This window comes from Pantoea sp. BL1, from assembly GCF_000963985.1.
Taxonomy (GTDB): Bacteria; Pseudomonadota; Gammaproteobacteria; order Enterobacterales; family Enterobacteriaceae; genus Pantoea; species Pantoea rwandensis_B.
The window spans coordinates 50,444-75,279 of sequence record NZ_JZRH01000028.1; the positions used below are offsets into that span (position 1 = coordinate 50,444).

Annotated in this window: 27 protein-coding genes; 16 read left to right on the plus strand and 11 right to left on the minus strand. The window is 52.5% G+C overall.

What is annotated here, in order from left to right; genetic code table 11:
- Window positions 1-3: 3 nt before the first annotated feature.
- From VH86_RS14100 to VH86_RS26355, 3 genes are all read right to left on the minus strand, one after another.
- Entirely contained in the window at window positions 4-612 is a 609-nt protein-coding gene (locus tag VH86_RS14100) for a class I SAM-dependent methyltransferase (RefSeq protein ID WP_045833246.1), read from the minus strand.
- A 43-nt stretch (window positions 613-655) separates the two neighbouring features.
- On the minus strand, window positions 656-1,000 hold the full coding sequence (locus VH86_RS14105; protein WP_045833247.1) for a cupin domain-containing protein: 345 nt from the start codon (window positions 998-1,000) through the stop codon (window positions 656-658).
- 304 nt (window positions 1,001-1,304) lie between these two features.
- Window positions 1,305-1,691 (minus strand): hypothetical protein, encoded by a 387-nt coding sequence (locus tag VH86_RS26355; protein WP_369800334.1) that lies wholly within the window; start codon window positions 1,689-1,691, stop codon window positions 1,305-1,307.
- 254 nt (window positions 1,692-1,945) lie between these two features.
- On the opposite strand from VH86_RS26355, the gene VH86_RS14115 reads away from it, so the two are divergent.
- The 3 genes from VH86_RS14115 (at window position 1,946) to VH86_RS14125 (ending at window position 4,043) form a co-directional block, all read left to right on the plus strand.
- Window positions 1,946-2,806, plus strand: coding sequence for a hypothetical protein (locus VH86_RS14115; RefSeq protein WP_045833248.1), 861 nt, complete (start codon window positions 1,946-1,948; stop codon window positions 2,804-2,806).
- Window positions 2,807-3,001: 195 nt separating this feature from the next.
- A complete protein-coding gene (locus VH86_RS14120; protein ID WP_045833249.1) occupies window positions 3,002-3,460 on the plus strand; it encodes a GNAT family N-acetyltransferase in 459 nt (152 codons plus the stop codon).
- A 79-nt stretch (window positions 3,461-3,539) separates the two neighbouring features.
- On the plus strand, window positions 3,540-4,043 hold the full coding sequence (locus VH86_RS14125) for a GrpB family protein (RefSeq protein ID WP_045833250.1): 504 nt from the start codon (window positions 3,540-3,542) through the stop codon (window positions 4,041-4,043).
- Window positions 4,044-4,359: 316 nt separating this feature from the next.
- On the opposite strand, the gene VH86_RS14130 is transcribed toward VH86_RS14125, so the two are convergent.
- The 4 genes from VH86_RS14130 to VH86_RS14145 form a co-directional block, all read right to left on the minus strand.
- Window positions 4,360-4,746, minus strand: a complete 387-nt coding sequence (locus VH86_RS14130; protein ID WP_156150591.1) for a VOC family protein — start codon at window positions 4,744-4,746, stop codon at window positions 4,360-4,362.
- A 223-nt stretch (window positions 4,747-4,969) separates the two neighbouring features.
- A complete protein-coding gene (locus tag VH86_RS14135; RefSeq protein ID WP_045816831.1) occupies window positions 4,970-5,158 on the minus strand; it encodes a YjfB family protein in 189 nt (62 codons plus the stop codon).
- Window positions 5,159-5,308: 150 nt separating this feature from the next.
- Window positions 5,309-6,259, minus strand: coding sequence for an aliphatic sulfonate ABC transporter substrate-binding protein (locus VH86_RS14140; RefSeq protein WP_045833252.1), 951 nt, complete (start codon window positions 6,257-6,259; stop codon window positions 5,309-5,311).
- Between the two features lie 99 nt (window positions 6,260-6,358).
- Window positions 6,359-7,264, minus strand: a complete 906-nt coding sequence (locus VH86_RS14145) for a LysR family transcriptional regulator (RefSeq protein WP_045833253.1) — start codon at window positions 7,262-7,264, stop codon at window positions 6,359-6,361.
- 143 nt (window positions 7,265-7,407) lie between these two features.
- On the opposite strand from VH86_RS14145, the gene VH86_RS14150 reads away from it, so the two are divergent.
- A complete protein-coding gene (locus tag VH86_RS14150) occupies window positions 7,408-8,409 on the plus strand; it encodes a zinc-binding alcohol dehydrogenase family protein (RefSeq protein ID WP_045833254.1) in 1,002 nt (333 codons plus the stop codon).
- Between the two features lie 87 nt (window positions 8,410-8,496).
- Window positions 8,497-9,150: an oxygen-insensitive NAD(P)H-dependent nitroreductase NfsB gene (locus VH86_RS14155; protein ID WP_045833255.1), complete on the plus strand. Its 654-nt coding sequence runs from the start codon at window positions 8,497-8,499 to the stop codon at window positions 9,148-9,150.
- 145 nt (window positions 9,151-9,295) lie between these two features.
- Here VH86_RS14155 and VH86_RS14160 read toward each other — a convergent pair whose 3' ends face one another.
- From VH86_RS14160 to VH86_RS14170, 3 genes are read right to left on the minus strand one after another with little or no spacing between them, the layout of a single operon-like run.
- Window positions 9,296-10,675, minus strand: a complete 1,380-nt coding sequence (locus VH86_RS14160) for a heavy metal sensor histidine kinase (RefSeq protein WP_045833256.1) — start codon at window positions 10,673-10,675, stop codon at window positions 9,296-9,298.
- The gene (locus VH86_RS14165) at window positions 10,672-11,346 is read right to left on the minus strand and encodes a heavy metal response regulator transcription factor (RefSeq protein ID WP_045833257.1); all 675 of its coding nucleotides are present in this window, start codon (window positions 11,344-11,346) and stop codon (window positions 10,672-10,674) included. The genes VH86_RS14160 and VH86_RS14165 overlap by 4 nt, the downstream gene beginning before the upstream one ends.
- A gap of 26 nt (window positions 11,347-11,372) precedes the next feature.
- Entirely contained in the window at window positions 11,373-12,134 is a 762-nt protein-coding gene (locus VH86_RS14170; RefSeq protein WP_045833258.1) for an alpha/beta hydrolase, read from the minus strand.
- 251 nt (window positions 12,135-12,385) lie between these two features.
- Here VH86_RS14170 and VH86_RS14175 point away from each other — a divergent pair, with 251 nt between their 5' ends.
- The 8 genes from VH86_RS14175 to VH86_RS14210 all read left to right on the plus strand — a co-directional run bounded on the left by VH86_RS14175 (window position 12,386) and on the right by VH86_RS14210 (window position 20,769).
- The gene (locus VH86_RS14175) at window positions 12,386-13,366 is read left to right on the plus strand and encodes a TIM barrel protein (protein WP_045833259.1); all 981 of its coding nucleotides are present in this window, start codon (window positions 12,386-12,388) and stop codon (window positions 13,364-13,366) included.
- A 50-nt stretch (window positions 13,367-13,416) separates the two neighbouring features.
- Window positions 13,417-14,457, plus strand: a complete 1,041-nt coding sequence (locus tag VH86_RS14180) for a substrate-binding domain-containing protein (RefSeq protein ID WP_045833260.1) — start codon at window positions 13,417-13,419, stop codon at window positions 14,455-14,457.
- 16 nt (window positions 14,458-14,473) lie between these two features.
- A complete protein-coding gene (locus VH86_RS14185) occupies window positions 14,474-15,976 on the plus strand; it encodes a sugar ABC transporter ATP-binding protein (protein WP_045833261.1) in 1,503 nt (500 codons plus the stop codon).
- A gap of 33 nt (window positions 15,977-16,009) precedes the next feature.
- Window positions 16,010-16,981: an ABC transporter permease gene (locus tag VH86_RS14190; protein WP_045833262.1), complete on the plus strand. Its 972-nt coding sequence runs from the start codon at window positions 16,010-16,012 to the stop codon at window positions 16,979-16,981.
- Window positions 16,981-17,838, plus strand: coding sequence for a MurR/RpiR family transcriptional regulator (locus tag VH86_RS14195; protein ID WP_045816843.1), 858 nt, complete (start codon window positions 16,981-16,983; stop codon window positions 17,836-17,838). Before VH86_RS14190 ends, VH86_RS14195 begins: the two co-directional genes overlap by 1 nt.
- Before the next feature lie 2 nt (window positions 17,839-17,840).
- On the plus strand, window positions 17,841-18,704 hold the full coding sequence (locus VH86_RS14200) for a PfkB family carbohydrate kinase (RefSeq protein ID WP_045833263.1): 864 nt from the start codon (window positions 17,841-17,843) through the stop codon (window positions 18,702-18,704).
- Window positions 18,705-18,885: 181 nt separating this feature from the next.
- On the plus strand, window positions 18,886-19,656 hold the full coding sequence (locus VH86_RS14205; RefSeq protein WP_045833264.1) for an ABC transporter substrate-binding protein: 771 nt from the start codon (window positions 18,886-18,888) through the stop codon (window positions 19,654-19,656).
- A gap of 24 nt (window positions 19,657-19,680) precedes the next feature.
- Window positions 19,681-20,769, plus strand: coding sequence for a DUF2817 domain-containing protein (locus tag VH86_RS14210; RefSeq protein WP_045833265.1), 1,089 nt, complete (start codon window positions 19,681-19,683; stop codon window positions 20,767-20,769).
- Here VH86_RS14210 and VH86_RS14215 read toward each other — a convergent pair.
- Entirely contained in the window at window positions 20,754-21,524 is a 771-nt protein-coding gene (locus tag VH86_RS14215; RefSeq protein WP_045833266.1) for a 2OG-Fe(II) oxygenase, read from the minus strand. The two genes, VH86_RS14210 and VH86_RS14215, sit on opposite strands and share 16 nt — an antisense overlap.
- A 98-nt stretch (window positions 21,525-21,622) precedes the next feature.
- Between VH86_RS14215 and VH86_RS14220 the strand changes: the two genes are divergently transcribed.
- The 3 genes from VH86_RS14220 (at window position 21,623) to VH86_RS14230 (ending at window position 24,804) form a co-directional block, all read left to right on the plus strand.
- Window positions 21,623-22,522 carry a LysR substrate-binding domain-containing protein gene (locus VH86_RS14220; protein WP_045833267.1) on the plus strand — a complete coding sequence of 300 codons (900 nt, stop codon included), beginning with the start codon at window positions 21,623-21,625 and terminating at the stop codon, window positions 22,520-22,522.
- Window positions 22,523-22,624: 102 nt separating this feature from the next.
- Window positions 22,625-23,911 carry an SLC13 family permease gene (locus tag VH86_RS14225; protein ID WP_045833268.1) on the plus strand — a complete coding sequence of 429 codons (1,287 nt, stop codon included), beginning with the start codon at window positions 22,625-22,627 and terminating at the stop codon, window positions 23,909-23,911.
- Between the two features lie 35 nt (window positions 23,912-23,946).
- On the plus strand, window positions 23,947-24,804 hold the full coding sequence (locus VH86_RS14230) for an AraC family transcriptional regulator (RefSeq protein WP_045833269.1): 858 nt from the start codon (window positions 23,947-23,949) through the stop codon (window positions 24,802-24,804).
- The last annotated feature ends 32 nt before the right edge of the window (window positions 24,805-24,836 follow it).

Genomic DNA, 24,836 nt, shown 5'->3' on the forward strand with positions numbered 1-24,836 from the left:
GTTTCATTGTTTCTGTGCCAGCCAAACCGTTCTACCACCGCAGGTCGCATCTTCAGTCACCTGCTTAACCACGCTGAAGCCGTTATCCGACAGCCGTTGGCGGAACTCATCTTGAGACAGACTGGCATGATAGAGCGGACGTTCAAGGAAAGTGCCCATCGCCTCACCATCATCGGGGCCGCTGGTGAACATTAAGCCAGCACCGACCTGAGCATGCTGAGCAAAGCGCGGAAACATCGCCCGTTGGTTGTCGCGTGTCAGATGGAAGAAGCTGTCCCATGCGATGATGCCATTAAAGGTCTTCTCGAGTGCCAGCGTGCGCATATCGGCAATGTGCCATTGCGCGTGTGGGAACCTTTCCCGACAGCGGGCGATCATCGGCTCGTAAGCATCCACGCCCGTGACTTTGAACTGCTTTTGCAAAAAGTACTGTGCAATCGGAATACCCGCACCACAGCCTACATCCAGTATCTCCCCGCCTGCAGGAATCAGCTCGAGAAAACGCGCCAGCCAGTGCTGCTCGATGAAATGCTGAGTACGGTGGTTATCCCAGACTTCGGCACCTTCTCTGTACAGATCAATAATATGTTCAGCTTCTTGCTCGTGATTCATGATTTGGCTTCATGCAGAGGCGAGGGTTCATCATAAGCGAAACTCAGCATGATGAAAGATCGGTACGATCCCCCCGTGGTGTTGGATGGGAGATAACAAGAAATTCCACTGGATATCCACTGTCGTTCCTGGCCTGGTGTTTCAACCCTGGGGCGATTTCGAGACCTTGCTGGGCATTAATCTCATGTTTTTCACCTTCCAGTTCCATCGTCAACACGCCTTGCAGAACGAAGAAGAATTGTCTGGACACTGAGTGAAAGTGACGCGTTTCACGCGTGTCAGGAGGCATTTTCTCATGAATAATCAGCATGTCCTGACGATTGACTAAATACCAACCGTCGCAGCTATCACCCCATACATAATGCTCAGCATTCTCTTTAGAAATCATCCCGTTTACCTTTTATGAGGGTATTTTCCAGCTCATGCTTAACAGAACTCAACATTCTGCGTCGGATCAGACCACTCCCCGCTCTGATCGCCAGCCAATAAGCCGCCATCTTACAATGAGAAGCTTTATCCGGGCAGTGAATGAACGTTTCAGTGATAAGTTCGGATTGGCTGCCATTGATAAGATTGACTTGATAGCGCAGCAACAGCTTAGCAGCACCCGGCCGCGCGGGCTGTTGATACTCTTCAGCGTTAGAAATTTTTTCCAGGCCAAAGTCTGCGCGCCAAAACTCTCCTCTTAACCCCTAGCAAAGTTCTAAATCAGACGCGTGAAGAAGCGTGAACGTTTGCAGTCCGAATTCATCATCATGGGTTTTAGGCGCCTTGCCTTGCAACTTCTGGGGCAACTGTCGTATCGACATCAATGTCCGGATGACAGAATCCGGCTCAAGATCGAATGACTTAATAAGCGGCATGATCTTTTCAGGGCAGTTCGTTTTGATTACAGCGCTGTGTTTTTCGTGGAACTGGAAATCAGGCAGGTGAAGCGGGGCGCCATTCCAATTGGCAAGCATTTTTTTTGACACAAAACCCAGTGAAATCATCCTTAACCTCGATTTGGGGTGTTTATGCAGAGCCCTTTGCGTGCTGCACATGTTCACGAAGATATTCAAGTTATCAGCGAAATACATCGCATGCCACCTGTCTTCGAGTGCTATCAACTTAGACGCAGTGGTCTTCATTGTGGCGTCAGGTAGGAGCGACGTTCGTTAACTACGGTGCTGAAACATGTGGGTGTCCGCTGTGTGCCAAAAGCGGACGAGTCTAAATAATGGACTAACTAGCTCGTAACCATTGAGATGTTTATGAATTGAATTTTACCGCATTTAGATTTAAGTTGTTATTTTTTAGCCATGAGTAATCAAAAATATAGAGAATATTGAACATGGGTGAAGAATATTCGCTGAATATAAAGCGTTTCAGAAAAGCAATGATTAAGGAACTGCCGAAGGTTCCTAATACTCCTGTAGCCATCGAAGAACTTGAAAGAATGCCAACCAGAGAAATCATTTCGAAATATATCACTTGGAAGATCAGGACTATTCCTATAAAGAAAAGAACTATAGCTTTTTACCCCATGGGCATAGATTTAAATGTTTTTTTTAAAATGCATCATGACATAAAGGTGTTTCTCGATAAAGTCATTAAAGGTAATGATCTCAATCCGTATTTATCTGAGCGAGTTAGGACGCACGGTGTCATTTTACCAGGTGCTTCCTTAAGAAACAAAGGGAAGGATATAGACACTCTTGTGCTCAGGGAAGGATTATATCACTTTCATTTTGCCCCTAAAGATAACAAAAACCCTAAAGGACGAAGTAACTACCTTATCTTTGCTGATGTATCAAAAGACATATTCACTATAGTGGCGATCGCCCCTCACAGTGTTTTCGAACATGACACTGAGGATGCACATCGATTCTTTGACATCCGTCGCCGATACCTTGAACGAGATATCCCGCCAGACCAACCCTATATGCTTAATCCTGTAATGTCTTCAGGCCATACATTAGAAATATTTTCCTATGCGATACATTGTGAGGAAACAATAAATTCTTTGGACCCAAGATTAAATGATACCAATTTTATATCTCAACTGTATGCAGATGGTGCATTACAATCTCCATCTCTCGAACGGCCAAAAAAGCCGGATCTAATGTGGTATTTTCACGATTTAAACCTAGGAATTCTTGAGAAGAAGAAAGGCCATTTCTTTGGGCTGAAATATCTTCGTGATAGATTGTGAAACTACAAAAAAGTAAGGTTGAATACAACGTACATGATGACCGCTCCTCGCTCTTAGCATATCTTGCGCTGCGTTCAGGCCAGCTCGGTGCCAACAACGGAACTTGCAAACGAACCCGTATGTTAAATACTGAATGCCGAAATAGGTGGAACACTATGGTAGGTTCCGTAGTAAAAACTGAAACGAGGATAATGCATGTTCAGCATTTCAGAAGTAGACAAATATGATTCTGACCTCACGTGGCTGGTGAGCGAGCTAGATGCCTTTCAAAGCCAACTGTATCCTGCAGAGAGTAATCACTGCCTGGATCTTTCAACAGTTACTGACAAACAACTCCGGTGCGTTATCGTGCGTGATGAAAGTGGCTCACCTGTAGGCTGTGGTGCTCTGCTACTTCAGGAAAACGGCTCAGCCGAGATTAAGCGGGTTTATATTCGACCGGAATACCGGGGCAGGAAGCTCGGAGAAAAAATTGTCACTGCAATCGAGACGATGGCTTCAGAAAAGAATTCGGGCATCTTGCTGCTTGAGACAGGGATTCACCAGCAACCGGCTATAGCACTTTATCGTAGATGTGGTTACGAGACATGCGATGCATTCCCCCCATATGCAGCAGATCCGTTGAGTGTCTTTATGTGCAAAAAGCTCAGGTAATTTAACGTTATCAGGATGTCAGGAAAGGGCGAAACAGTGCTGTGATGGTAAATAACCACGGCAGAGAGGATGTTTTTCTGTGCGGAAAATTATTGTTGTGCCATACGATGATAGATGGCCTGAGATGTTTGAAGCTGAAAGTTTACTGATAAAGACAGTACTCGGTGGAGTGGCTAAAGATGTACATCATATTGGGAGCACGTCAGTTCCTGGTCTCTCCGCAAAGCCCGTCATTGATATGCTACTTGAAGTTTCCGACATCAATGAACTGGATAAGTACCATTCTGCAATGGCCCACGCCGGGTATGTTGCTCGCGGTGAGAACGGGATTGCGGGGCGCAGATATTTCATTAAGGGTGGTGATCAGCGTAGTCATCAAGTCCATGCGTTTGCAGTCGGAGATACGCAGGTATTAAGGCATCTTGCTTTCCGTGATTATCTTCGAATAAACAAAGACATTGCAGAAGAGTATGCTGAGATAAAACACGCAGCTGCATTACTCAGCTGGAACGATGTACATCGCTATAGTGCCCTCAAAGCGAACTTTATAGAGCGTCATCAACAACTAGCGCTAGCTGTCTGAGAACGATAAAGATTGAGTTCGTTGCCGGGAGGGTATGTTCAATAATGATTAATTCACTGAGTAGTCATCAGTCAACGCCTGCTGATCGCTCAGGCTGTGTGAAAACCATTTTGGTCGCCTCCACTGCGGAAAACAGTGCTGGAAACTGCGCTCATACGTGAACTTGGCTCAGCTAACCTGTCGATTAATTCCAGATTTTGCGTAGAAGCGCGCACTTCAGTTTTAATTCAGAGTTTTCACACAGCCTGCGCTCAAAGCGGCCCCAGCCCCAGGAAGCCATCACTCGAAAACCTGCCCCCAACCTCAACAATCACCCTCACTCAATAAACTGGCAAAAACGCAAAAGATAGCCATCCGGATCCTGAACAAGAAACTCTCTCTGGCAAGCCTCAGTTTTTCCAATCCGATAGGTGTTTTCACTCAAATCCCGATACAGCGGCACGCCATGTTTCCTCACCCGCGTCAGCACACACTTAATATCGTCCACCTCAATCTGGAAATTTACGCCGCGCCCCAGCGGTTTGACGAGTTCAGCAGTATTCCAGCCTTCGGTGTGATACTGCTCAAGCATCAGCTGTGCTTCGCCGAGGTTGATGTAAGCAAATTCGGGATCGCTTCGTCTGACCATAATCTGGAATTCCAAAACTTCAGTATAAAAATACAGTGAGGCAGTAAAGTCCGTTACGGTGAGTTCGGGAACCATTCGGTTCCAGTAGGGTTCATGCTGAACAGTCATTGTTTCTTACCTATAAACTGTAATATCTAACCGCAAATGGTCGGATGAAGGGTGCAAAGCCAGACCATGCGATAAAGGTCATGTTCATCTATTGAGTTGAAGCCAGGAAGCAACCACCCCCTGGAAAGGGAGTGGTCAAAAACACATGCTAACGGAGGTCGTTCAGTGAGTGCAACGATGCAACGTGAGTTTATGCGGTGGTATTGATGTTGCGGCCAACAGCGGGATTTGCCGGCAGTTGCGGAATCGAATTAAGAATTCCCGCTGCCATAGACTGCTGATTATCCAGGGTCTTTTTCAGTACCATGGTGCTCACCTTACTGCTGAGGTCCATGTTAGACAGACCGATAGCCAGTGAAGTAATCTGTGATACATCCATCTTGCTCTCCTTTAAAACGACTAATGGGGGGCTGAAACGGCTTTGAGAAAGCCTGATACGTCTATCGGCACCGCCGGGCAAAGCTTCAATGCGTTCTGTGCACCTCACCGATGGCAGCCTGCCTGAGTAGGCCATTGTCTGGCAGAGCGGTTATTTCGCCTGCGGCTGCCAGGTACCTACATCCTGGGCATCAATCGCTTTCGGCAGCAACTTCGCCTGATAAAACGCATCCGCAATCTTTTGCTGCTCAGCCAGATCGCTCTTCTTCACCGGCTCGATCTGATAACTGCGTTGCTGATTGGCCTGTTCCACCGTCGCCAACGGCAAATTACCCCACAGCGGAGAGAGAATCTTTGCGGCATCTGTCGGATGTGCTTTCAGCCATTGTGCTTCCTGATCCAGCGTCTTATACACAATGCCCAACACCTCAGGATGCTTCTGCGCGTAAGGCGTCGACACCAGATAGTAGCGCTGATAACTGGCGAGACCTTTGCCGCTCACCAGCACGCGAGTGTGCTGTTCCACTTTGGAACTGGTCACAAAGGGTTCCCATGTCACCCATGCATCGACGCTGCCGTGTTCCAGCGCGGCACGCCCATCTGCAGGCGTCAACCATGCAGGTGTGACATCGCTGAATTTTAGTCCCGCCTTTTGCAACGCGGCGATCAGCAGATAATGGCTGCCAGCCGCTTTGGTGACGGCAATCTTTTTACCCTTTAAATCCTGCAGTGATTTGATGCTGGAGTTGGCCGGAACCAGAATGGCCTGAGCTTCTGGAGAGGGCGTCTCGCGTGCGTAATACGTGAGGTCCGCACCTGCCGCTTGCGCGAACACCGGCACGGTATCGGCCACGTCAGCAGACAGGTCAACGTTGTTGAGATTCAGCGCCTCCAGCAGCGGCAAACCGCTGGTGAACTCGTGCCATGTCACTTTGATACCGCGATCGGCGAGGGCCTTATCCAGGTCGCCACGCTGCTTAATGAGTGTCAGCAAGGTAGAGGATTTTTGATAGCCGATGCGAAGTGTCTCCTCGGCGCTGGCGTTGGCAAGCAGTGAGAAGAAAAGCAGTGAAGCGAGAATTGTCTTTGTCGTTTTGTGCATGTGAGTCCCTGAAGGTGTTATCAATTTTCAAAAATGATAAAGCCGCTCACGAGGCAATCAAAACCGCAAGTTCGCATAAGTTCTGCACATTTACAGCTATTAAAGCTGCGCGGTCATCGCCCGCAAATGCGTCCGCAACACGCCATGTAGCGCCCGAATGGCGGGAGAGAACTGCTTGCGATGCGGGCAGATTAAATGCAGCGGCGTACTTTCACCGGGGATTTCAGGCAGCACCCGTTCCAGGCGGTGCTGCTGAATATCCTCACAGACATCAATCCAGGATTTATACGCGATGCCCATGCCATTGATAGCCCAACGCCGCGCCACTTCGGCGTCATCACACAGCAAGCGACTTTTGACGGTGATTTGTCGGCGCATACCTTCCTGCGGGAAGGTCCACTTGTCGTAGACGTGGCCACCCATCACAAAGGGCAGACAGTGATGTTGTGCTAAATCTTCCAGCTGTTGCGGGCGCCCATGTTGGTCGAGATAGGCTGGTGAAGCCACCATGATGCGGCGATTGTCCTCGGCGAGCGGTAATGCCACATAACTGCTGTCTTCCAGTTTGCCGTAGCGAATGGCGATATCTACCGGATCGCGAAACACATCACTGATTTGATCGGATAACGATAACCGAACCGATAAGGCAGGGTGTTCACAGCAAAACTCGGTGATCAGCGGCAAGAGAATGTTGCGACCAATATCGGAAGGCATCGCGATTTTAAGCTCGCCGCTCAGCGCGTCTTCATGACTTTGCAGGCTGTCGGCGCCCGCTTGCACCAGGTTGAGCATCTCCTGCGCGTACGGCAGATACTTTTCACCTTCTGCGGTCAAACGCAGACTTCGTGTGGATCGTGCAAACAGGCGGCGATCCAGTTCTCGCTCCAGTCGCTGAATCGCGGCGCTCACTTGTCCCGGCAGCAAATTCACTTCACGGGCCGCGCGCGAAAAGCTGCCCAGTGCCGCCGATCGCACAAACAGCGTGACATCTTCCAGTCGGATCATTTCTTTACTCATCGTCAAAACACGCAGGGATTTTCACTCTAAGAGTGAAAGTGTTGCTGTGCAATCGGCATTTTTCCTCAACGCGCTGGCCGCTATGCTGACTTCAACTTACCTAACACCCTGATGAATTGAGGAACGGCTGGATGAAAGCAATTGTTTATAGCCAAAATGGTTTACCGATTTCCGATGAAAATGCGTTGTATGAACTGGATGTTGCCCAACCTCAGCCGGGCGCGCGCGATTTGCTGGTGAAGATCCACGCGATTGCCGTCAACCCGGTGGACACCAAAGTCCGTAATGGTGCGCCAACGGATAAACCGCGCATTCTGGGTTGGGATGCCGTCGGCGTGGTGGAAGCGGTGGGCGAGGCGGTTACGCTGTTCCAGCCGGGCGATGAAGTGTTTTACGCGGGCGATATTACGCGTGCTGGCAGTTATGCCGAGTATGGGCTGGTGGATGAACGCATTGCCGGGCATAAACCGCGTACCCTCAGTGATGCCGATGCCGCTGCATTACCCCTGACGTCGCTGACCGCATGGGAACTGCTGTTTGACCGTCTGGAAGTGCAGGCAGAAGACAATGCGGCTTTACTGATTATCGGTGCCGGGGGTGGCGTGGGATCGATTCTGACGCAGCTGGCGCGCAAACTGACCAACCTCACGGTGATTGGTACGGCTTCGCGTCCAGAAACCGCAGACTGGGTGCGTTCACTGGGTGCGCATCATGTGGTGAATCACCAGCAGCCGTTAGGTGAACAGCTGGCGGCGATTGGCTATCCACAGGTGCGTTATGTGGCATCACTGACGCACACTGATAGCTATTATGCACAGTTGGTAGACGTGCTGGCCCCGCAGGGAAAACTGGCACTGATCGATGATCCGGAAACGCTGGACGTGGTGCCGCTGAAACGCAAAGCCATCTCGCTACACTGGGAGCTGATGTTTACCCGCTCACTGTTCCAGACCAGCGACATGCAGCGTCAGCACGACATCTTGCAGCGCGTAAGCCAACTGATCGATGACCAGACGCTGAAAACGACCGCAGGTGAACATCATGGCACCATCAACGCGGCGAATCTGCGTAAAGCCCATGCGCTGATCGAAAGCGGTCGCGCGCGCGGAAAAATCGTGCTGAGCGGCTTTTAACTCTTTGAAACACAATTCGTTAACCGCTGTATAAGCGCGGCGGGTAAGGTATGGCCAATTTGTCACTTATCCCTTCAGGAGAACACCATGACACTTAATGACGCAGTGGCTCGTCGCCACACCGTAAAAGCCTTTGCCAGTGGTAAAAGCTTGCCGCAGGAAGAGATCGAAACGCTGCTCAATGTGCTGCGCAACAGCCCGTCTTCCGTCAACTCTCAGCCGTGGCATTTTGTGGTGGCTTCCACGCCGGAAGGACGTGAGCAGATAGCACAATCCACCACCGGTGCGTTTGTCTATAACGGCCCGAAAGTGCTCAATGCTTCCCATGTGATCGCGCTGTGCATGCGCACCGATCTGGATGACGCACATCTGCAAAATGTGCTGGCGCAGGAAGAGCAGGATGGCCGTTTTGCCAAACCCGAAGGTAAAGCCGGTCAGGATAAGAGCCGTCGTGGCTATGTCGATATGCACCGTTATGAGCAGCGTGATATCCCACAGTGGATGGAAAAACAGGTTTACCTGGCGCTCGGTGGTTTGTTGTTGGGTGCCGCGATGTTAGGGATTGATGCGACGCCGATGGAAGGTTTTGATCAACGTGCGCTGGATCAGGCGTTAGGCTTGCGTGAGAAAGGCTTTACCAGCGTGGTACTGGTATCGTTGGGTTATCGCAGTGACGAAGATTTCAATGCGGCGTTGCCAAAATCACGCTTACCGCGTGAAGAGATTTTCACCTTTATTTAAGCTGTTGCGGCGCAAGGCTCGTTACTTGAGGCCATATAGCAAAGGCTGTCACGGTTAAAAGTGGCAGCTTTTTGTTTGGCTGAAAATACCGAAGTACATGTAGACCCCTTCTGCTGCTGCCGGGCAAACATCGCACCATTCAGATTTAACGTGGAAACAGCAAACTAAACCGGTTGACGCCGTTTTCACTGCTCACCGCACAACTGCCGTGATGCAAGCGCATGATGCTGCGTACAATCGACAACCCCAGCCCGCTGCTGCTTTGATGGCGTGATGCATCGGCGCGCCAAAAGCGATCAAACATTCTTGCCTGCTGCTCGACACTGAGGGGCGCACCGTCATTCTCCACCACCAATTCGATTCCCTGATCGCGCTCCGCACTTAGCACGCGAATGGTTGATTCTCGCTCGCCATAGCGCAAGGCATTCGCCATGAGATTCGCCAGTGCACGCTGCAACAGCTGCGGAGCGGCGCGTAATTCTCCCTGCATGCGCATCTCCAACCGCATCGCATGCTCTTCGGCCATGCCATCAAAATAGTCCTGCAATTTCTCGCCCAGCTGTGCCAAATCGATAAGCTGCCAATCCATCGACTGGCTGGCGTCTTCCGCTTTAGCGAGGAACAGCATGTTATCGATCATCTTCGCCAATCGCTCCAACTCCTCATAGTTGGAACCCAGCAACGCCTGATAATCGCCCACGCTGCGCGGCTGACTGAGCGCCACTTCGGTCTGGCCGATCAAGGTACCAATCGGTGTACGCAGATCGTGCGCCATATCTGCCGAAACCTGGCTGAGTTGTTGATAGCCCATTTCCAGGCGACTGAGCATCTGGTTGAAGGCGGCGACCAGCGGTTGCAGTTCAGTCGGCGCATCGCTGAATTGGATGCGGTGTGATAAACGTCGCACATCGATAGCATCGGTTTCTGCTGCCAGCCGACGTAATGGCGACAAGCCGCGCCGAACCAGCCAGATACTTAATGCTGCGACCAGCAGCGCAGCCAATGCGGTCGATACAATGATCTGGTCGCGATAGCTATTTAGCGTTTGGGTACGATCGCTCATCAGGCGGCCAGTCATGATCTCAATTTGCCCGTTGCCATCACGCGTGGGGGCTAAAGCGGCGGCAGAAATAAAAGGCGTGCCGTCCTCTGCTTGCTGGTGATGTACAGAGGCCAGGCTCAGTGGCTGATCGACGGGCACGGGCGCGATGTCCGGCAGGGGGCGTGCGCCGGGATTGACCACAATCAGTGGGGCTTGACCGGGAAAGCGCAGCACCAGCAAGGATTCTGTGTTGCCCAGCATATTGGCAAACAAGCGCGGTTTTTGCTGTATTAGCGTAATGGCGTCTTCATCGCGCAGCAACGTACGTATCTGGTCAATGCGCGTCAGCAGGGCCGCGTCATCGCGGACACCAATCTGCTTCGCCAGCGACTGATACAGCGCAAAGCCGCTCAGGGCAAAAATCACGATCACCGTGATGCTGAGCAGCATGGATAAGCGGGTGGCGAGCGAAAGTTTCGTCATGCTTCAGCTTCGCAGCGATACCCAACTCCGTGCACGGTGTGAATCAGCGGTTGGGCAAAGGGACCATCGATTTTCTGGCGCAGGCGTTTTACTGCCACGTCTACCACGTTGGTGTCGCTATCAAAATTCATATCCCATACGCGGGAGGCGATCACGGTGCGCGTCAGCACTTCGCCGGGATGCAGCATAAACAGATGCAGCAGGTTGAACTCTTTATTGGTGAGGTCGATGCGTTGACCCGCGCGCTCAACCCGGCGTTTAAGGATATCGAGTTGCAAATCGGCAAGGATCAAGAGATCGGGCAATTTCTGTTGGCCGCCGCGTCTTAACTGGGTGCGTACGCGCGCCAGCAGTTCAGCAAACGAGAAGGGCTTCACCAGGTAATCATCCGCTCCCAGTTCCAGCCCTTTGATGCGATCTTCCAGCGTGCCCTTAGCAGTGAGGAAAATGACCGGCGTATGGATCTGTTTATCCAGCGCGGCCATCACCTCCCAGCCGCTCATGCCGGGCATCATCACATCGAGTAAAATCAGATCGTAATGATGCTCCTGGGCAAAGAACAAACCATCTTGTCCGTTTTCCGCCACATCCACGATAAATCCCGCTTCGGTTAATCCTTTGCGCATGTAATCGCGCGCTTTGGCTTCATCTTCAATCACCAAAATTTTCATGCGCATCTCCGGGCGGGATGAGGGGGTTAGGGTTGTGCCTGCTGAGCAGCCTGTTCAATCAGTTTCGCGACCTCATCAGGATGAGATTCATACACCGAGTGACTGGCGCCGGCGACTTCAACGGTGTGGCTGTGCGCGCGTTTGGCGTACATCCGCTCCAGATCAGGGTTTATGATTTTGTCAGCTTTCGCCACCATGTACCAGCTAGGCTTGGTCTTCCACGCCGGGTCTGGAATATTGGCGGTGAATACAGCGGCGTTGGTTGGCATCTGCGCGTGGGCTTCAAAATCCGCCTGGGCCGCCGGTAAATCCGCGGCGAAATCGCTGTGATAATTTTCTGGCGCGATGGTCAGATAGCCATCAGTCGATTTAGCAAACGGATGCGCGCTGTTCGGGAATTTCTTGCCGTTGATCGCTTCGGTTTCACCATTGTCCAGTGCGTGAGCGGCGATATACACCAGACCTACCACTTTGCTGTCGTTTCCGGCTTCGGTAATGATCGCGCCGCCATAGCTGTGGCCGACCAGAATCACTGGCCCGTTCTGCTGATCGATGATGCGGCTTGTGGCGGTGACATCTTCCGGGAAACCGGTCAGCGGTTCCTGTACCAGCGTCACTTTATAGCCATCATGTGTCAGGCGGTCATACACCGGACGCCATCCTGCACCCCCCACAAATGCACCGTGTACTAACACAATATTCTTCACCGGCTGCGCTTTGGCGTGTGCCGCGCCGCCTGCCATCGCCAATAAAATGCCCGCCGCTAACGTCAGTTTTTTCAGTTTCATGTTTGTGCTCCAGATAAGGAAGGTTCGGGCACAGGATATGAAAACGGCTCTGACAGCAGGGTGAGTGAGTTATGACAAAAGAATGACAGGGGTTTTAACTTGGTCGAACACTGGATTTCGTGAACGTGCTCGCAAATTGCAACGATGCTGTCTTGCTAAACAAATTGGCTTGTGTAATTTATGCCATAACTTCACAAATAATCGTGAAGAAGGAAAGTACATTACAACTTGTCACTGAAGGATCCTTCCTCATGTCAGAATTAAAGTTTGCTACACGTTTGAACTCTTTCGCCTCTGGGGCGCACCTATACTGGCCTAACATCCAGGGAAAACCTTCTGTATTACAAATGATTGCTCGTGCCGGAAAGGTCAATGGTCTGACACATCTGGATCTTAACTATCCGCAGCATATGACCAGCGACATCCCCACCATGCGTCAGGCAATTGCGGATGCGGGTCTGGCGGTCAACGGCATGCAGATGCGCTGGGATGCTCCCCAATTCAAAATTGGTGCTTTTACTAACCCAGACGCCAAAATTCGTCGCGAAGCCATTGAATTAACTAAGCGCGGTATTGACGCGGGCCGCGAGTTTGGCTCAAGCCTAATGACCTTGTGGATGGGTCAGGACGGTTTCGATTATTGCTTCCAGGCCGACTATAAAAAGATGTGGGAAGACGCAGTCAGCGCGGTGAGAGAAGTGGCTGAATATGCGCCCGAAATCGACGTCAGCATTGAATACAAACCGAATGAGCCACGTGCTTACAGCATCTTCCCTAATGCCACCACCTGCTTGCTGGCCGTGGAAGAAGCAGGGTGCGCCAATCTCGGCATCACGCTGGATTTTGCCCACGTGCTGTTTGCCAATGAAGTGCCTGCGTTTGCGGCTGCCATGGTGGCACGTCGTTCACGCTTGTTAGGACTGGACCTGAATGATGGCTGGGGCAAGCGCGATGATGGTTTGATGGCGGGCTCAGTGAATCCACGCGCCACGCTGGAATTCTTGTGGCAGATGCAGCGGGATGGCTATCAGGGGGCTTACTACTTCGACACCTTCCCGGATGCCAGCGGCCTCGACCCAATCCGTGAAGCGGAAATTAACATTGTTACTGTGAAGCGACTGCTGAAGTTGAGTGAAAAACTCAACAATAACCCAGCATTGGAAGAAGCAATCAGCCGTCAGGATGCGGTGGCCTCACAACAAATTGTGAATGACATCATGCTTGCACAATAAGCAAGCAAATAACCCTGCACCTCAAATAAAACGATAAAAAGGCTACCACCATGAAAAAGCTCTTACTCTCTGTACTGACCTCCGCATTGCTGTGCTCCAGCGTGCACGCTGCTAACTTGGCTCCCCTGAAATCTGACTCAGAACCTGATCGCACGGACTGGACGCAGCTGGAAAGCAAATACGGCCCGATGCCCAAAGTCGACAGCAAGCTAAAAATTGGTGGCGTATCGAAAACGCTGACCAATGAGTACTGGCGTTCACTCGGCGAGGGCTATCAAAACGTAGCGAAGAAGTATGGTTTCACCGTCGCTTACCAGGCTGCCGCCAATGAAGATGATCAAATGGGCCAGCTGTCCATCGCTGAAACCCTCATTGCGCAGGGCTTTAATGGCTTACTGGTGTCACCTCAGACAGATATTAACCTTGAGCCGGCATTGGAAAGCGCCAGCAGCAAAGGCATTCCAGTGGTGAACGTCAACGATGCCGTGGTGCCAAGCGCCCAGTACTATGTTGGTAACGTGCAGAAAGACAACGGCGTGCGCGTCGCCAAATGGTTTATTCAGCACTATCCGCAGGGCGGCAAAGTGGCGGTGATTGAAGGCCAGCCGGGCGTGTACGCGGCCGGACAGCGCACCGCAGGCTTTAAAGAGACGTTGCAGGCGAATGGCAAGTTCAACATTGTCGCCAGCGTGCCAGCGAACTGGAGTCGCGAGCAGGCCTTTAACGCCGCATCGACTATTCTGCAGCAACATCCGGATCTGATTGGTTTCTACGCCAACAACGACACCATGGCGCTGGGCGTGGTGGAAGCGGTACGTTCGCTAAATAAAGCCAAACAAACCGCAGTATTTGGTACCGATGGTATTTCTGATGCCTATGCTTCGATTAAGCGCGGTGAACTGACCGGCACGGTCGATAGCTTCCCGATCCTGACCGGGGAAGTGGCCATGGAAGTGATGCTGCGTCTTGTGAATGGGCAGAAACTGTCGCGTGTGATTGCGACGCCACAGGCGCTGATCACCAAAGAGAATGCCGATGCCTTCTCTACCAAAGACAACGACAAATTGCGCCAGTTGCTGGCTCAGCAGTAATACAGGCGGAGAGCGTATGGAACAGTATCGCTTAATGATGCGCGGCATCAATAAAACCTACGGTAGCGCCATCGCGCTACAGGATGTGGACTTTATGGTGCGACCGGGCGAAGTGCACGCGCTGATCGGTGAGAATGGGGCAGGCAAATCCACGCTGCTGAACATTCTCTCTGGCGTGCGCCCGGCGGATATTGGTGACATCCACGTCAACGGCGAGTTAGTGCAGATGAAAAATCCGCTCAGTGCGCGCCATGCGGGCATTGCGATGATTCATCAGGAGTTGCAGCATGTTCCTGAGCTCTCTGTTGCCCAGAATATGTTTCTGGGGCGCCCCATGACCACCCTGAACGGTTTGTTTGTTGATAAACGCGCTCAGCTGGCACGTGCTACACATATCCTGAAGCAGCTTGATCCCAGCATTAATCCCGCTGAGCCGATCAAGAATCTAAAGGTATCGCAGCAGCAGATTGTGGAAATTGCGCGTGCACTGCTGGACGAGGCAAAAATCATCGCCATGGATGAGCCAACATCCAGCCTGACGCCGCGTGAATTTGAGCGTCTGGCGGAGTTGATAGCAGATTTGAAATCCACCGGCGTCTCACTGATTTACGTATCACATAAGATGAATGAAATCTTCCAGGTCTGCGATCGCGCCACCATCATGCGCGATGGTCGTCAGGTCGGGGTGGTGAACATCTGCGATGAAACTGAAGAGAGCATCGTCGCGAAGATGGTAGGGCGCAAAATCGATAAGCAAGCGCACCAATCCTGGGCCACCGATCGTGAGGTGCTACAGGTTGAGAATGTGACGCGCGGAACGGAAATCAAACCGGCCAGTTTCAGCGTTTGCGCCGGGGAAGTGTTGGGCGTGGCGGGTCTGGTGGGTGCAGGCCGTACCGAATTACTTAAACTGATTGCCGGTATCGACAAACGTAGTGCGGGTGAAGTGCGCGTTAATGGTCAGTCAGTGCGCAATCACAACGTCAGCGCGGCAATTCGTGCCGGTATTGGTCTGGTGCCGGAAGATCGTAAGAAAGAGGGCATCATCAAAGCGCGTGCGGTGAAAGTGAATATGGCGCTGCCGTCGATGCGCAACTTCACGCTCGCGGGCGTCATTCGTAAAGTGAAACTGGACACGGTGGCGCAACAGGTGATGTCAGACTTAAAACTGCGTCCGCTTAATATCGAAAAACCGATTGGCACGCTGAGTGGCGGTAATCAGCAGAAAGTGATTATTGGGCGCTGGGTGGCAGCGGATGCTGAAGTGTTTTTATTTGATGAGCCAACCCGGGGAATTGATATTGGGGCCAAAGCTGAAATATATAATCTCATTGAGAAACTGGCCCAGCAAGGCAAAGCGATTGTCGTCGTTTCGTCAGAGATGACAGAAATTTTACGTGTTTCCGACCGTGTGCTGGTGATGCGCGAGGGAAAAATTACGCGTGAATTAACAGGTGATGACATTACCGAAGAGAATATCGCACGCTTTGCCATAAAAGACATTAAAGAAGCCGTCTAGCACTTAATCTGCACTCCATAAATAGGCATAACTATGATGACGCAAACAAACACACAGCCAGCGGCTGCGCCGTCGGCAAAATTTAAATTCAATCTCCGCGATGCCGGTACGTTAATCGGGCTGTTAATTATCGTGGTGACATTTTCATTTTTGTCACCGGTATTTTTTACCGTGCCAAACTTGTTGAATATTTTACAACAATCTTCCATCAATGCGCTGATTGCATTGGGGATGACGCTAGTGATTATTTCCGGCGGTATTGATTTATCCGTTGGGCCGACCGCTGCGCTCTCTGCGGTATTGGGCGCTACCCTGATGGTGGCCGGTGTGCCGGTGCCGGTAGCGATTCTTGCCACACTTGGTATCGGTGCGTTGTGCGGGGTGTTCAGCGGGATGCTGGTGGCCTATGCAGGACTGCAACCGTTTATCGTCACGCTGGGAGGACTTTCGCTGTTCCGCGCCATCGCGCTGATTTATACCGGCGGTAATCCGGTGTTTGGCATCCCGATGGAGTTTCGCAGCATTATTAACAGTGATGTGTTCGGTATTCCAACCCCGATCATCATTGTTGCGGTGATTGCGCTGGCGCTGTGGCTGGTGATGAATAAAACGCCGTTGGGTGAATATATTTTGGCGGTGGGCGGTAATGAAGAAGCAGCTCGTGTGGCTGGCGTACCAGTTAAACGCACCAAAGTGACGGTGTTCATTATCTCAGGCACCTTAGCGTCACTGGCATCGCTCATTCTGATTGGGCGGTTAGGCGCGGCTGAGCCGACTATCGGCAATTTATGGGAACTGGACGCAATTGCCGCCGCGGCGATTGGTGGTGCCTCACTGATGGGCGGAAAAGGCAGTATTGTCGGCACCATCATCGGCGCCATCATTCTTGGTGCGTTACGTAATGGCTTGACTCTGCTGAATATTCAGGCCTTTTATCAATTGCTTGCTACTGGCCTAATCATTATCATAGCGATGTTGATTGACCGGGCGACAAGAGGCAGGTAATGAAGCAAGATCCGCGAGCCATTGGCGCTCAAATACGTATGCGACTACCGCAACTCACGCCGCTGGAGCGGCGTGTTGCCGAAGCCATCATCGCCAGAACCGACATTAATGAACAGACCTCGCTGCAAGAAATTGCCGAAGAGAATAATGTTTCCCAGGCGATGATTGTGAAAATCACTAAGAAGCTCAATTTTACCGGCTTCCGTAATTTTCGCACTGGACTGATTTATTATAATCAATCTGAAGTGGCGGGTTTGCATGCGGAAATTGAGCCGGACGACTCATCGGAACAATTACTGGCCAAAGTATTCAGAACTTCAATTCAGGCGATTGAAGAGTCATTATCGATTCTTGATATTTCTGAGTTTAATCGTGCTGCCGATATTTTATTTAAAGCGCGCCACATCGATCTGTATGCTGTTGGTGGTTCCGCCACGGTGGCACGGGATTTATCGCACAAGCTGCTAAAGATTGGGATTAAGTCCACGCCTTACGACGATGCGCATATTATGCTGATGTCTGCAGCCGTGTTATCGGATGATGATGTGGTGATTGCAATCAGTCATTCAGGTGCGACGCGAGCAGTAAACGATCCCATTAAACTGGCGGCACGAAATGGCGCAAAGATTATCGTTATTACCAATTATGCCGAGTCGCCTATTGCGCGTAATGCGCATGTGGTATTGACATCAACCTCTCAGGGATCGCATCTGCTTGGGGAAAATGCGGCTGCACGTATCGCGCAATTAAATATTCTCGATGCGCTGTTTGTGGCAATCGCCAAAAAAGATTTAAAGTTGGCGGAAAAAAATCTGATGAAAACCCAGCGTGCGGTTCAGGATCTGCGGGACTTTTAGACATGAACAAAATTATCGTCGCCGGTAGCCTGCATTACGACATTATGCTGGCGGCCCACCATCGCCCGGAAAAGGGCGAAACCGTCATGGGCAGCGGCTGTAGCTATAAATTTGGCGGTAAAGGGGGCAACCAGGCGGTAGCGGCAGCTCGCGCAGGTGCCGCGGTGCACTTTATTGGCGCGGTAGGTGCCGATGTGCAGGGCGAGTTTCTGCTTACAGCGCTGCGTGATGCAGGCGTTAACACCGATGCAGTAGCGATTTTGCCGGATATGCCTTCAGGAATGAGCGTGGCAATCAGTGATGCGGAAGGCGATTACGGAGCCGTGGTGGTGTCCAACGCGAATCTGCATATCGATGTGGCTAAGCTACCTGATTCGCTGTGGCAGAGTGCTGGCTTGCTGGTGTTACAAAATGAAGTGCCCGCCAGCGTGAACCTGCAACTGGCGCAGCAGGCCCGGCAAAAGGGGATTGCGGTGTGTATCAATGCCGCACCAGCGCGAGAAATTGAACCGGCGCTGGCATCCTGCATTGATCTGCTGATTGTGAATGCGGTAGAAGCGCGCGACATGTGCCAGATCGAGGTTACTGATTTGACCTCTGCAGAACGGGCGGCACAAAAACTGGCGGAAGATTTCGCGCAGGTGATTGTGACGGCGGGTGAGCACGGTCTGGCGGTGTGTCAGTCGGGTGAGCCGGTACAGAGCCTCTCCGCCATCCCGGTGAAGCTGATCAGCTCCCATGGCGCAGGCGACTGTTTTGTCGGTGTGCTGAGCCAGGCACTGATGTGCGGCTCCTCCCTGCTTGCGGCGGCAGAGAAAGCGAATCAGGCAGCCGCAGAACACGTTTCTCGTCCTGCCATCGCCTAACAACTCACCTCACATCTCCGGCATTAAGATTCTCTTACTGCCGGAGATAAAATCACTTAACTCCTTCTGTTTAATAAGAATTCCCTCTGTATTATTTCCGTTATTTTAGTGGTGGTAATGTTTGCGCCATGTTATTAACTCTGCATGCCGTCGTGAATTTACCTGCCTGCTGGAGATAACAATGAATAAAAGTTTGTCCTTCGTATTACTGCTTTCACTGGGCGCTTTCAGCACCTTATCGTTTGCTGAGCAGACGTTGCGTTTTGGTGTGGATCCGACTTTCCCACCGTTTGAATCCAAGGCCAGCGATGGCTCGCTCAAAGGATTTGATATCGATTTGGGTAACGCCATTTGTGCTCAGGCAAAAGTAAAATGCCAGTGGGTGCAGATTGGCTTTGATGGCAGCATCCCGGCGCTGCAGGCGAAGAAGTTCGATGCCATTCTGTCGGCGATGTCGATGACCGAAAAACGTCGCGAGCAGGTTGATTTCAGCAACATGCTGTACATCACTCCAAGCGCACTGTTGACGCCGAAAAGCAGCACACTGACCGAAGATATCAGCACGCTGCGCGGCAAGAACATCGGCGTCGCACAAGGCACCATCCAGGAAACTTACGCCAAAGCGAAATGGGCTGCGCAGGGCGTGAATGTGGTTTCCTATCCGAATCAGATGGAGATCTATCCCGATCTGGTGGCGGGGAGGCTGGATGGCACACTGGCAAATGCGGTGTCAGCGGATCAGGGTTTTCTGAATACGCCGGAAGGCAAAGATTACGTCATCAAAGCGACACTGGTGGATAAAGAACTGCTGGGCAATGGCGTGGGAATTGGTCTGCGCAAAGGCGATACCGTGCATCTGAAGCTGATCAATGATGCGCTGGCCGAACTGCATAGCAACGGCACTTACGATCAGCTCGCGAAGAAATATTTCAAGTTCAAGGTCTATCCATAAGCGCCATTATTTACAGGAAACAGCATGTCAGAATTGCCGCATTACCCGTCCCAACGTGCCCGTTTCCTCGCGGCAGTCGAGCGCCAGCACGGCGCTCTGACTTCGTATCCGCATCCGCTGCCGGGCCCACAAGGTGAAACGCTTTATACTGATGTCGCCGTCATTGGCGATCCCGCAGCCAGCAAACTGATGCTGATCATCTCTGGCACGCACGGAGTGGAAGGCTATTACGGTTCGGACAGCCAGATCGAGTGGCTTAATCGCTTTAGCCTCACGGCCTTACCCGAAGACACCGCGATTGTACTGCTACACTTGTTGAACCCCTGGGGCGCAGCCCATTTGCGGCGCGTCAACGAAGACAACATCGATATTAATCGCAATTTCATCGATTTCGCTCAGCCCGCGCCCGCCAATCTGGAATACCCGTCCTGGCATAACATTTACCACGGCGATCGGACGCAAGCTGATGAGCGATTAACCGAAACCCTTAACGGCGCAGGCTGGCTGGCGATGAAGCGGGTGGTCGAAGCCGGGCAATACCAATTTGCGGACGGCTTCTTCTTCGGTGGGCAGCAGCCAAGCTGGTCTTATCACACCATGCAAACCATCATCGCGGAACATTTGTCGCAGGCGAAAACCATCCTGAGTTTCGATTTGCATACCGGTGCCGGGGCCTGGGGCCACCCTATGCTGCTCTCCATCGCTGAACAACAGGTCACTGCGCATCAGTGGGGGAAATCGCTGTATGGCGAGTGGTTGACGCTACTGTTTACGGGGGCGGGTCGTGACAGCGTCACAGGCGTGACCGCCACTGCAACGGGCTATCTGTCGCAGTTCCTGCTGGAGTCGCTGCCGCAGACGCACATCTTACCGCTGGTGGTGGAATGCGGGACTTATCCCGGCGAAGAGATGCACCGTCGCGTGCGAGACGATCATTGGCTGCATTTGCAGGGCGATCCGGCCAGTGAGGCGGGGCGTGCACTCAAGCAACAGCTGGTGGAAGGCTTCTGGCCAGCAGACCGCGACTGGCGCGATCTGGTGGCGTTTCGTACTCAGCAGATTTTTGTCCGCGGCTGGCAAGGTTTGTTAAACGCCGATCACAAGCGACCATAGAATGTCATGCGCGCCGTTTCCGACAGGGCGATGCCAGGTTGCGTGTTGTACGCCAGCACTGCCAGCATGCGGGTGATGTCACCTTCGGTTGGCGTCACGCGATGCAGTGAATTTCGACCACGGAACAGCACCAAATCACCCGCTTCAATCGCCAGCGCGTCCACCGGCTGGCGCTGATCCAATACCGCGGCAACGCCGTCAAAGTTCATCTCCCCGGCATCGGCATCGCGCAGATCTTTCACATACTGGAATACACCGCCCGCACGAGGTTTCTGCACCAGCAGGGTGATGGCAAAAGAAGAGTTATCAAAGTGCCAACCGAGTTCCTGACCATCGGGGGCGTAATGCAAATTGATGGAAGAGAGCGGATCGGCATAAGGATAGAGCGCGGTTTCACCCAGCACATCACACAGGAAGCTTTTGAACAGTTCGTCGTTATACAGCTGGCGCAGCGGCGATTCAGCGGCGATCACGTCGTCGGTAATACAGCCTTTGGTGCTGATGACATCACGATTGCGCGGATGGTCAGCGTCGTACGCTTCGTCTTTCTTCATCAGATAGACGTTATGTTTGCTGAGGGTGTGATACGCCAGATGGCGCTGAGCATCTCCTTCGGCAATGATGCTTTGCAGCGCGTTGGGTTGTAAAAACTGACGCAGGACCAGCGCGCCATGCTGGTTGAGCTGTTCACGGCACTCACGTCGCCAGTCGGCGTTGGCCAGCGGATGCAGATCGAAACGAATCAATGCAGACATAGCAACAGTTCTCATTGTGACAGGTGTGTTATCACAGTAACTCACTGATATGTTAGTGCGTAACGATATAAATTTAATGCCCTGCTAAGGAAACTTTAATGCCCGCACAGTCACCGCGTTTACCGAAAATCAGCGTTATCCAGTCATTTAAGGTGGCGGCGGAATTAGGCAGCCTGGCAAAAGCCGCCGCGCAACTGGCCCTGACGCCTGCGGCGGTGAGTCAGCAGATCCGCCAGCTGGAAGAACAGCTGGGCAGCGCGCTGTTTGTGCGCACGCAGAGTGGGGTCATGCTCACCGAAACCGGCAAGGAGTATCTGCGCTACGTCACGGAGGCCTTTGATATTTTGCATCTCGGGCAGCAAAACCTGCGTCATGTGGCGACGATGCCCAAGTTAACGCTCTATTCACTGCCCGCGCTGGCCTCAAAGTGGTTGCTGCCAAACATTGCGCAGTGGCGTATTCACTGCCCTGATATTGACCTATCGCTGCATGGTACCCATGCGCAGGTGGATTTTAATGCCACGCCAGCCGATTTTGTCATCTGTTTTGGTGAAGATCGCTACCCTCAGCTCGATAAGCAGCGTCTGTTTTTGGATGAGGTGGTGCCAGTGGTGAGTCCTGCGCTCCTACAGCAGTTTCCGTTAGACAACGTGTTGCAACAGGCGCCATTGATCCATCTTGATTGGGGTAACGAAGGGCGCTTTTTGCCTGACTGGCGCAGTTGGTATCAGGCGAAAGGGATGGCGGAACCCGCGTCACAGCCCGCATTAAGTTTTAATCTCACCTCTCTGGCGATTGATGCTGCGGTAGCCGGCGCGGGTTTGTTATTAGGGCAGAAAAGGCTTATCGCCGCAGAGCTGGCACGAGGCGATTTGGTTATGGTTGATGCGTTAAGCCTGCCGTTAAGTAAACCTTATTTTCTTGCATGGCCCCAGCGTTCGCGGAGCCAGCCGGGCAGCGAAGCGTTAATAAACTGGCTCGGACAGCTAGCAATTTAACAAACTGTTAACTGACTCAGCGTTGCACACCGTGGATTGCACTATGCTTATCCGCTTTGTGCGACGGATTGTAGACAGGGAGTTCAGTCAGTGACTTCAGATATGCATTTCTGGCTTACCACGCTGATTATAGCCATCACCATTTTGCTGTGGGCGAGTGCTCGCTTGCCCGAATATCTTACCGCGCTGCTGTTTTTTGCTGCTGCCACGTTATTCAACATCGCCCCCGCCAGCACCATCTTCAGCGGCTTTGCCTCTTCAGCCTTCTGGTTGGTATTGAGTGGTTTTGTGCTAGGCGCGGCGATCCGCAAAGTCGGGCTTGCTCAGCGCTGGGCTAACTATCTGGTGGTGCCGTTCAGCCAGAGCTGGCCGCGCATGGTGGTGGGGACGCTGGTGCTGACCTATCTGTTGGCGCTGGTGATGCCATCGAATATGGGACGTATTGCGCTGTTAATGCCTGTGGTGCTGGCGATGGGTGAGCGTGCAGGCATTAAAGCGGGAAGTCGCGGCAGCATTGGTCTGGCCTTAGCCGTGGGATTTGGCACTTTCCAGCTCTCCGCCAGCATCTTACCGGCTAACGTGCCTAACCTGGTGCTCAGCGGTGCTGCCGAAAACGCTTACCAGATCCATCTTCAGTGGCTGCCCTGGTGGCTGTTGCATATGCCGGTGGTGGGGATCGGCAAGGGAGTGGTGCTTGCCGCCTCGATTCTGTTTCTGTTTCGCGCACAACCTCAGCCTGTGCGCCATCGCGATCAACTTCAACCGCTCAGCCGTAGCGAATGGCGGCTGATGGGGCTGCTGGCAATCACCCTGTTGCTGTGGATGACGGACAGCCTGCACGGCTTGCCTGCCGCATGGGTTGGGCTGGCGGCGGCCTGTATTTGTCTGCTGCCGCGCATTGGCTTTCTTTCAGGAGATGATTTCGCCAGCGGGGTTAATTTCCGCACCTGTATCTATATCGCGGGTATTCTCGGGGTGGCGACAGTGGTGGTGGATTCAGGGCTTGGCCGACTGATCGCCAATCTGTTACTGAGTGTGCTGCCTCTGCAGGATCACGCTTCGTTCGGTAATTTCGCGGTGCTTAACTCGCTGGTCTCGCTGCTGAACTTTGTGCTAACCGCCAACGGCGTGCCAGCGATGGTGACGCCGATCGCGCAGGAGCTGGCAAACGCATCCGGCTTTTCTCTGATGAGCGTAGTGATGATGCAGGTATTTGCCTACGCGACGCCACTTTTGCCCTATCAGGCTTCGCCAGTGGTGGTGGCAATGGGGCTGGGCAACGTGCCAGCCAAAGCGGGCTTGCAGCTGTGCGTGCTGGTGTTTATCTTCAGCGTGCTGCTGCTGTTACCACTGGATTATCTCTGGTTCAGGCTGCTAGGCTATGCCTGACTTTCCCTCACACCCCGAGCACTGAGATTGCCGTCATGCCAGCCAATAATGATTGGGTCGATTTTCGTCGCGATGACGAAACCGGTATCGAAAGCGTCAACGCGCATTTTCGCGGACACGCCTACGATCCGCACGATCACGACGAATTATTGGTGGGCGTGACGCAGCAGGGCTTACAACGTTTCAACTGCCATCGCGCATTGCACACCAGCACGCCGGGCCGCGCCATATTGATTGAGCCGGGCGCGGTACATGACGGCCACGCGCCTAACGAAGAAGGTTTCACCTATACCATGCTCTATCTGCCGCAGCGTTGGGTGGCAGAGATGATGCAGCGACGCGGTCTGGGTGATATCTCCCACATTGAAGGGGCGTTCCGTCATACGCTGAATGATGATGCGCTGCTGGCCAGTGCCATCCAGCAGGCGTGGTTTTCAGTGCATCACAGTGAAGGGCGACTGGCGCGCGACCAGAGCCTCGATCATCTGATGACGATGCTGTCCCGCCATCTTGAAACCAGATCCAGTGCGCAATCAGGCGCAGCGACGCAGCAAATGCAGCGGTTACGCGATTACCTGCATGATTTTATGGCGCAGGATATCGGGCTGGATGAGCTGTCACGCCTGGCGGGCATCGATCGCTTTAAGCTGACGCGTCAGTTTAAGCAGGCGTTTGGTCAGTCACCGCATGCCTACCTGGTTCGACTGAGGTTGCGCAGCGCACGCGTGCTGCTGGCGCAGGGCATTGAGCCGGTGCAGGTTGCCGCACAGGTTGGTTTTGCCGATCAGAGTCATTTAGGGCGTTGGTTCCAACGCGCCTACCGCATGACACCGGCCTCCTATCAACGACAGTGCACAAACGTTCTATATCCCACCCCCGCGACTCTTAGATGATGCTGTTTTAGACCCCATCGGAGAGTAGTGAC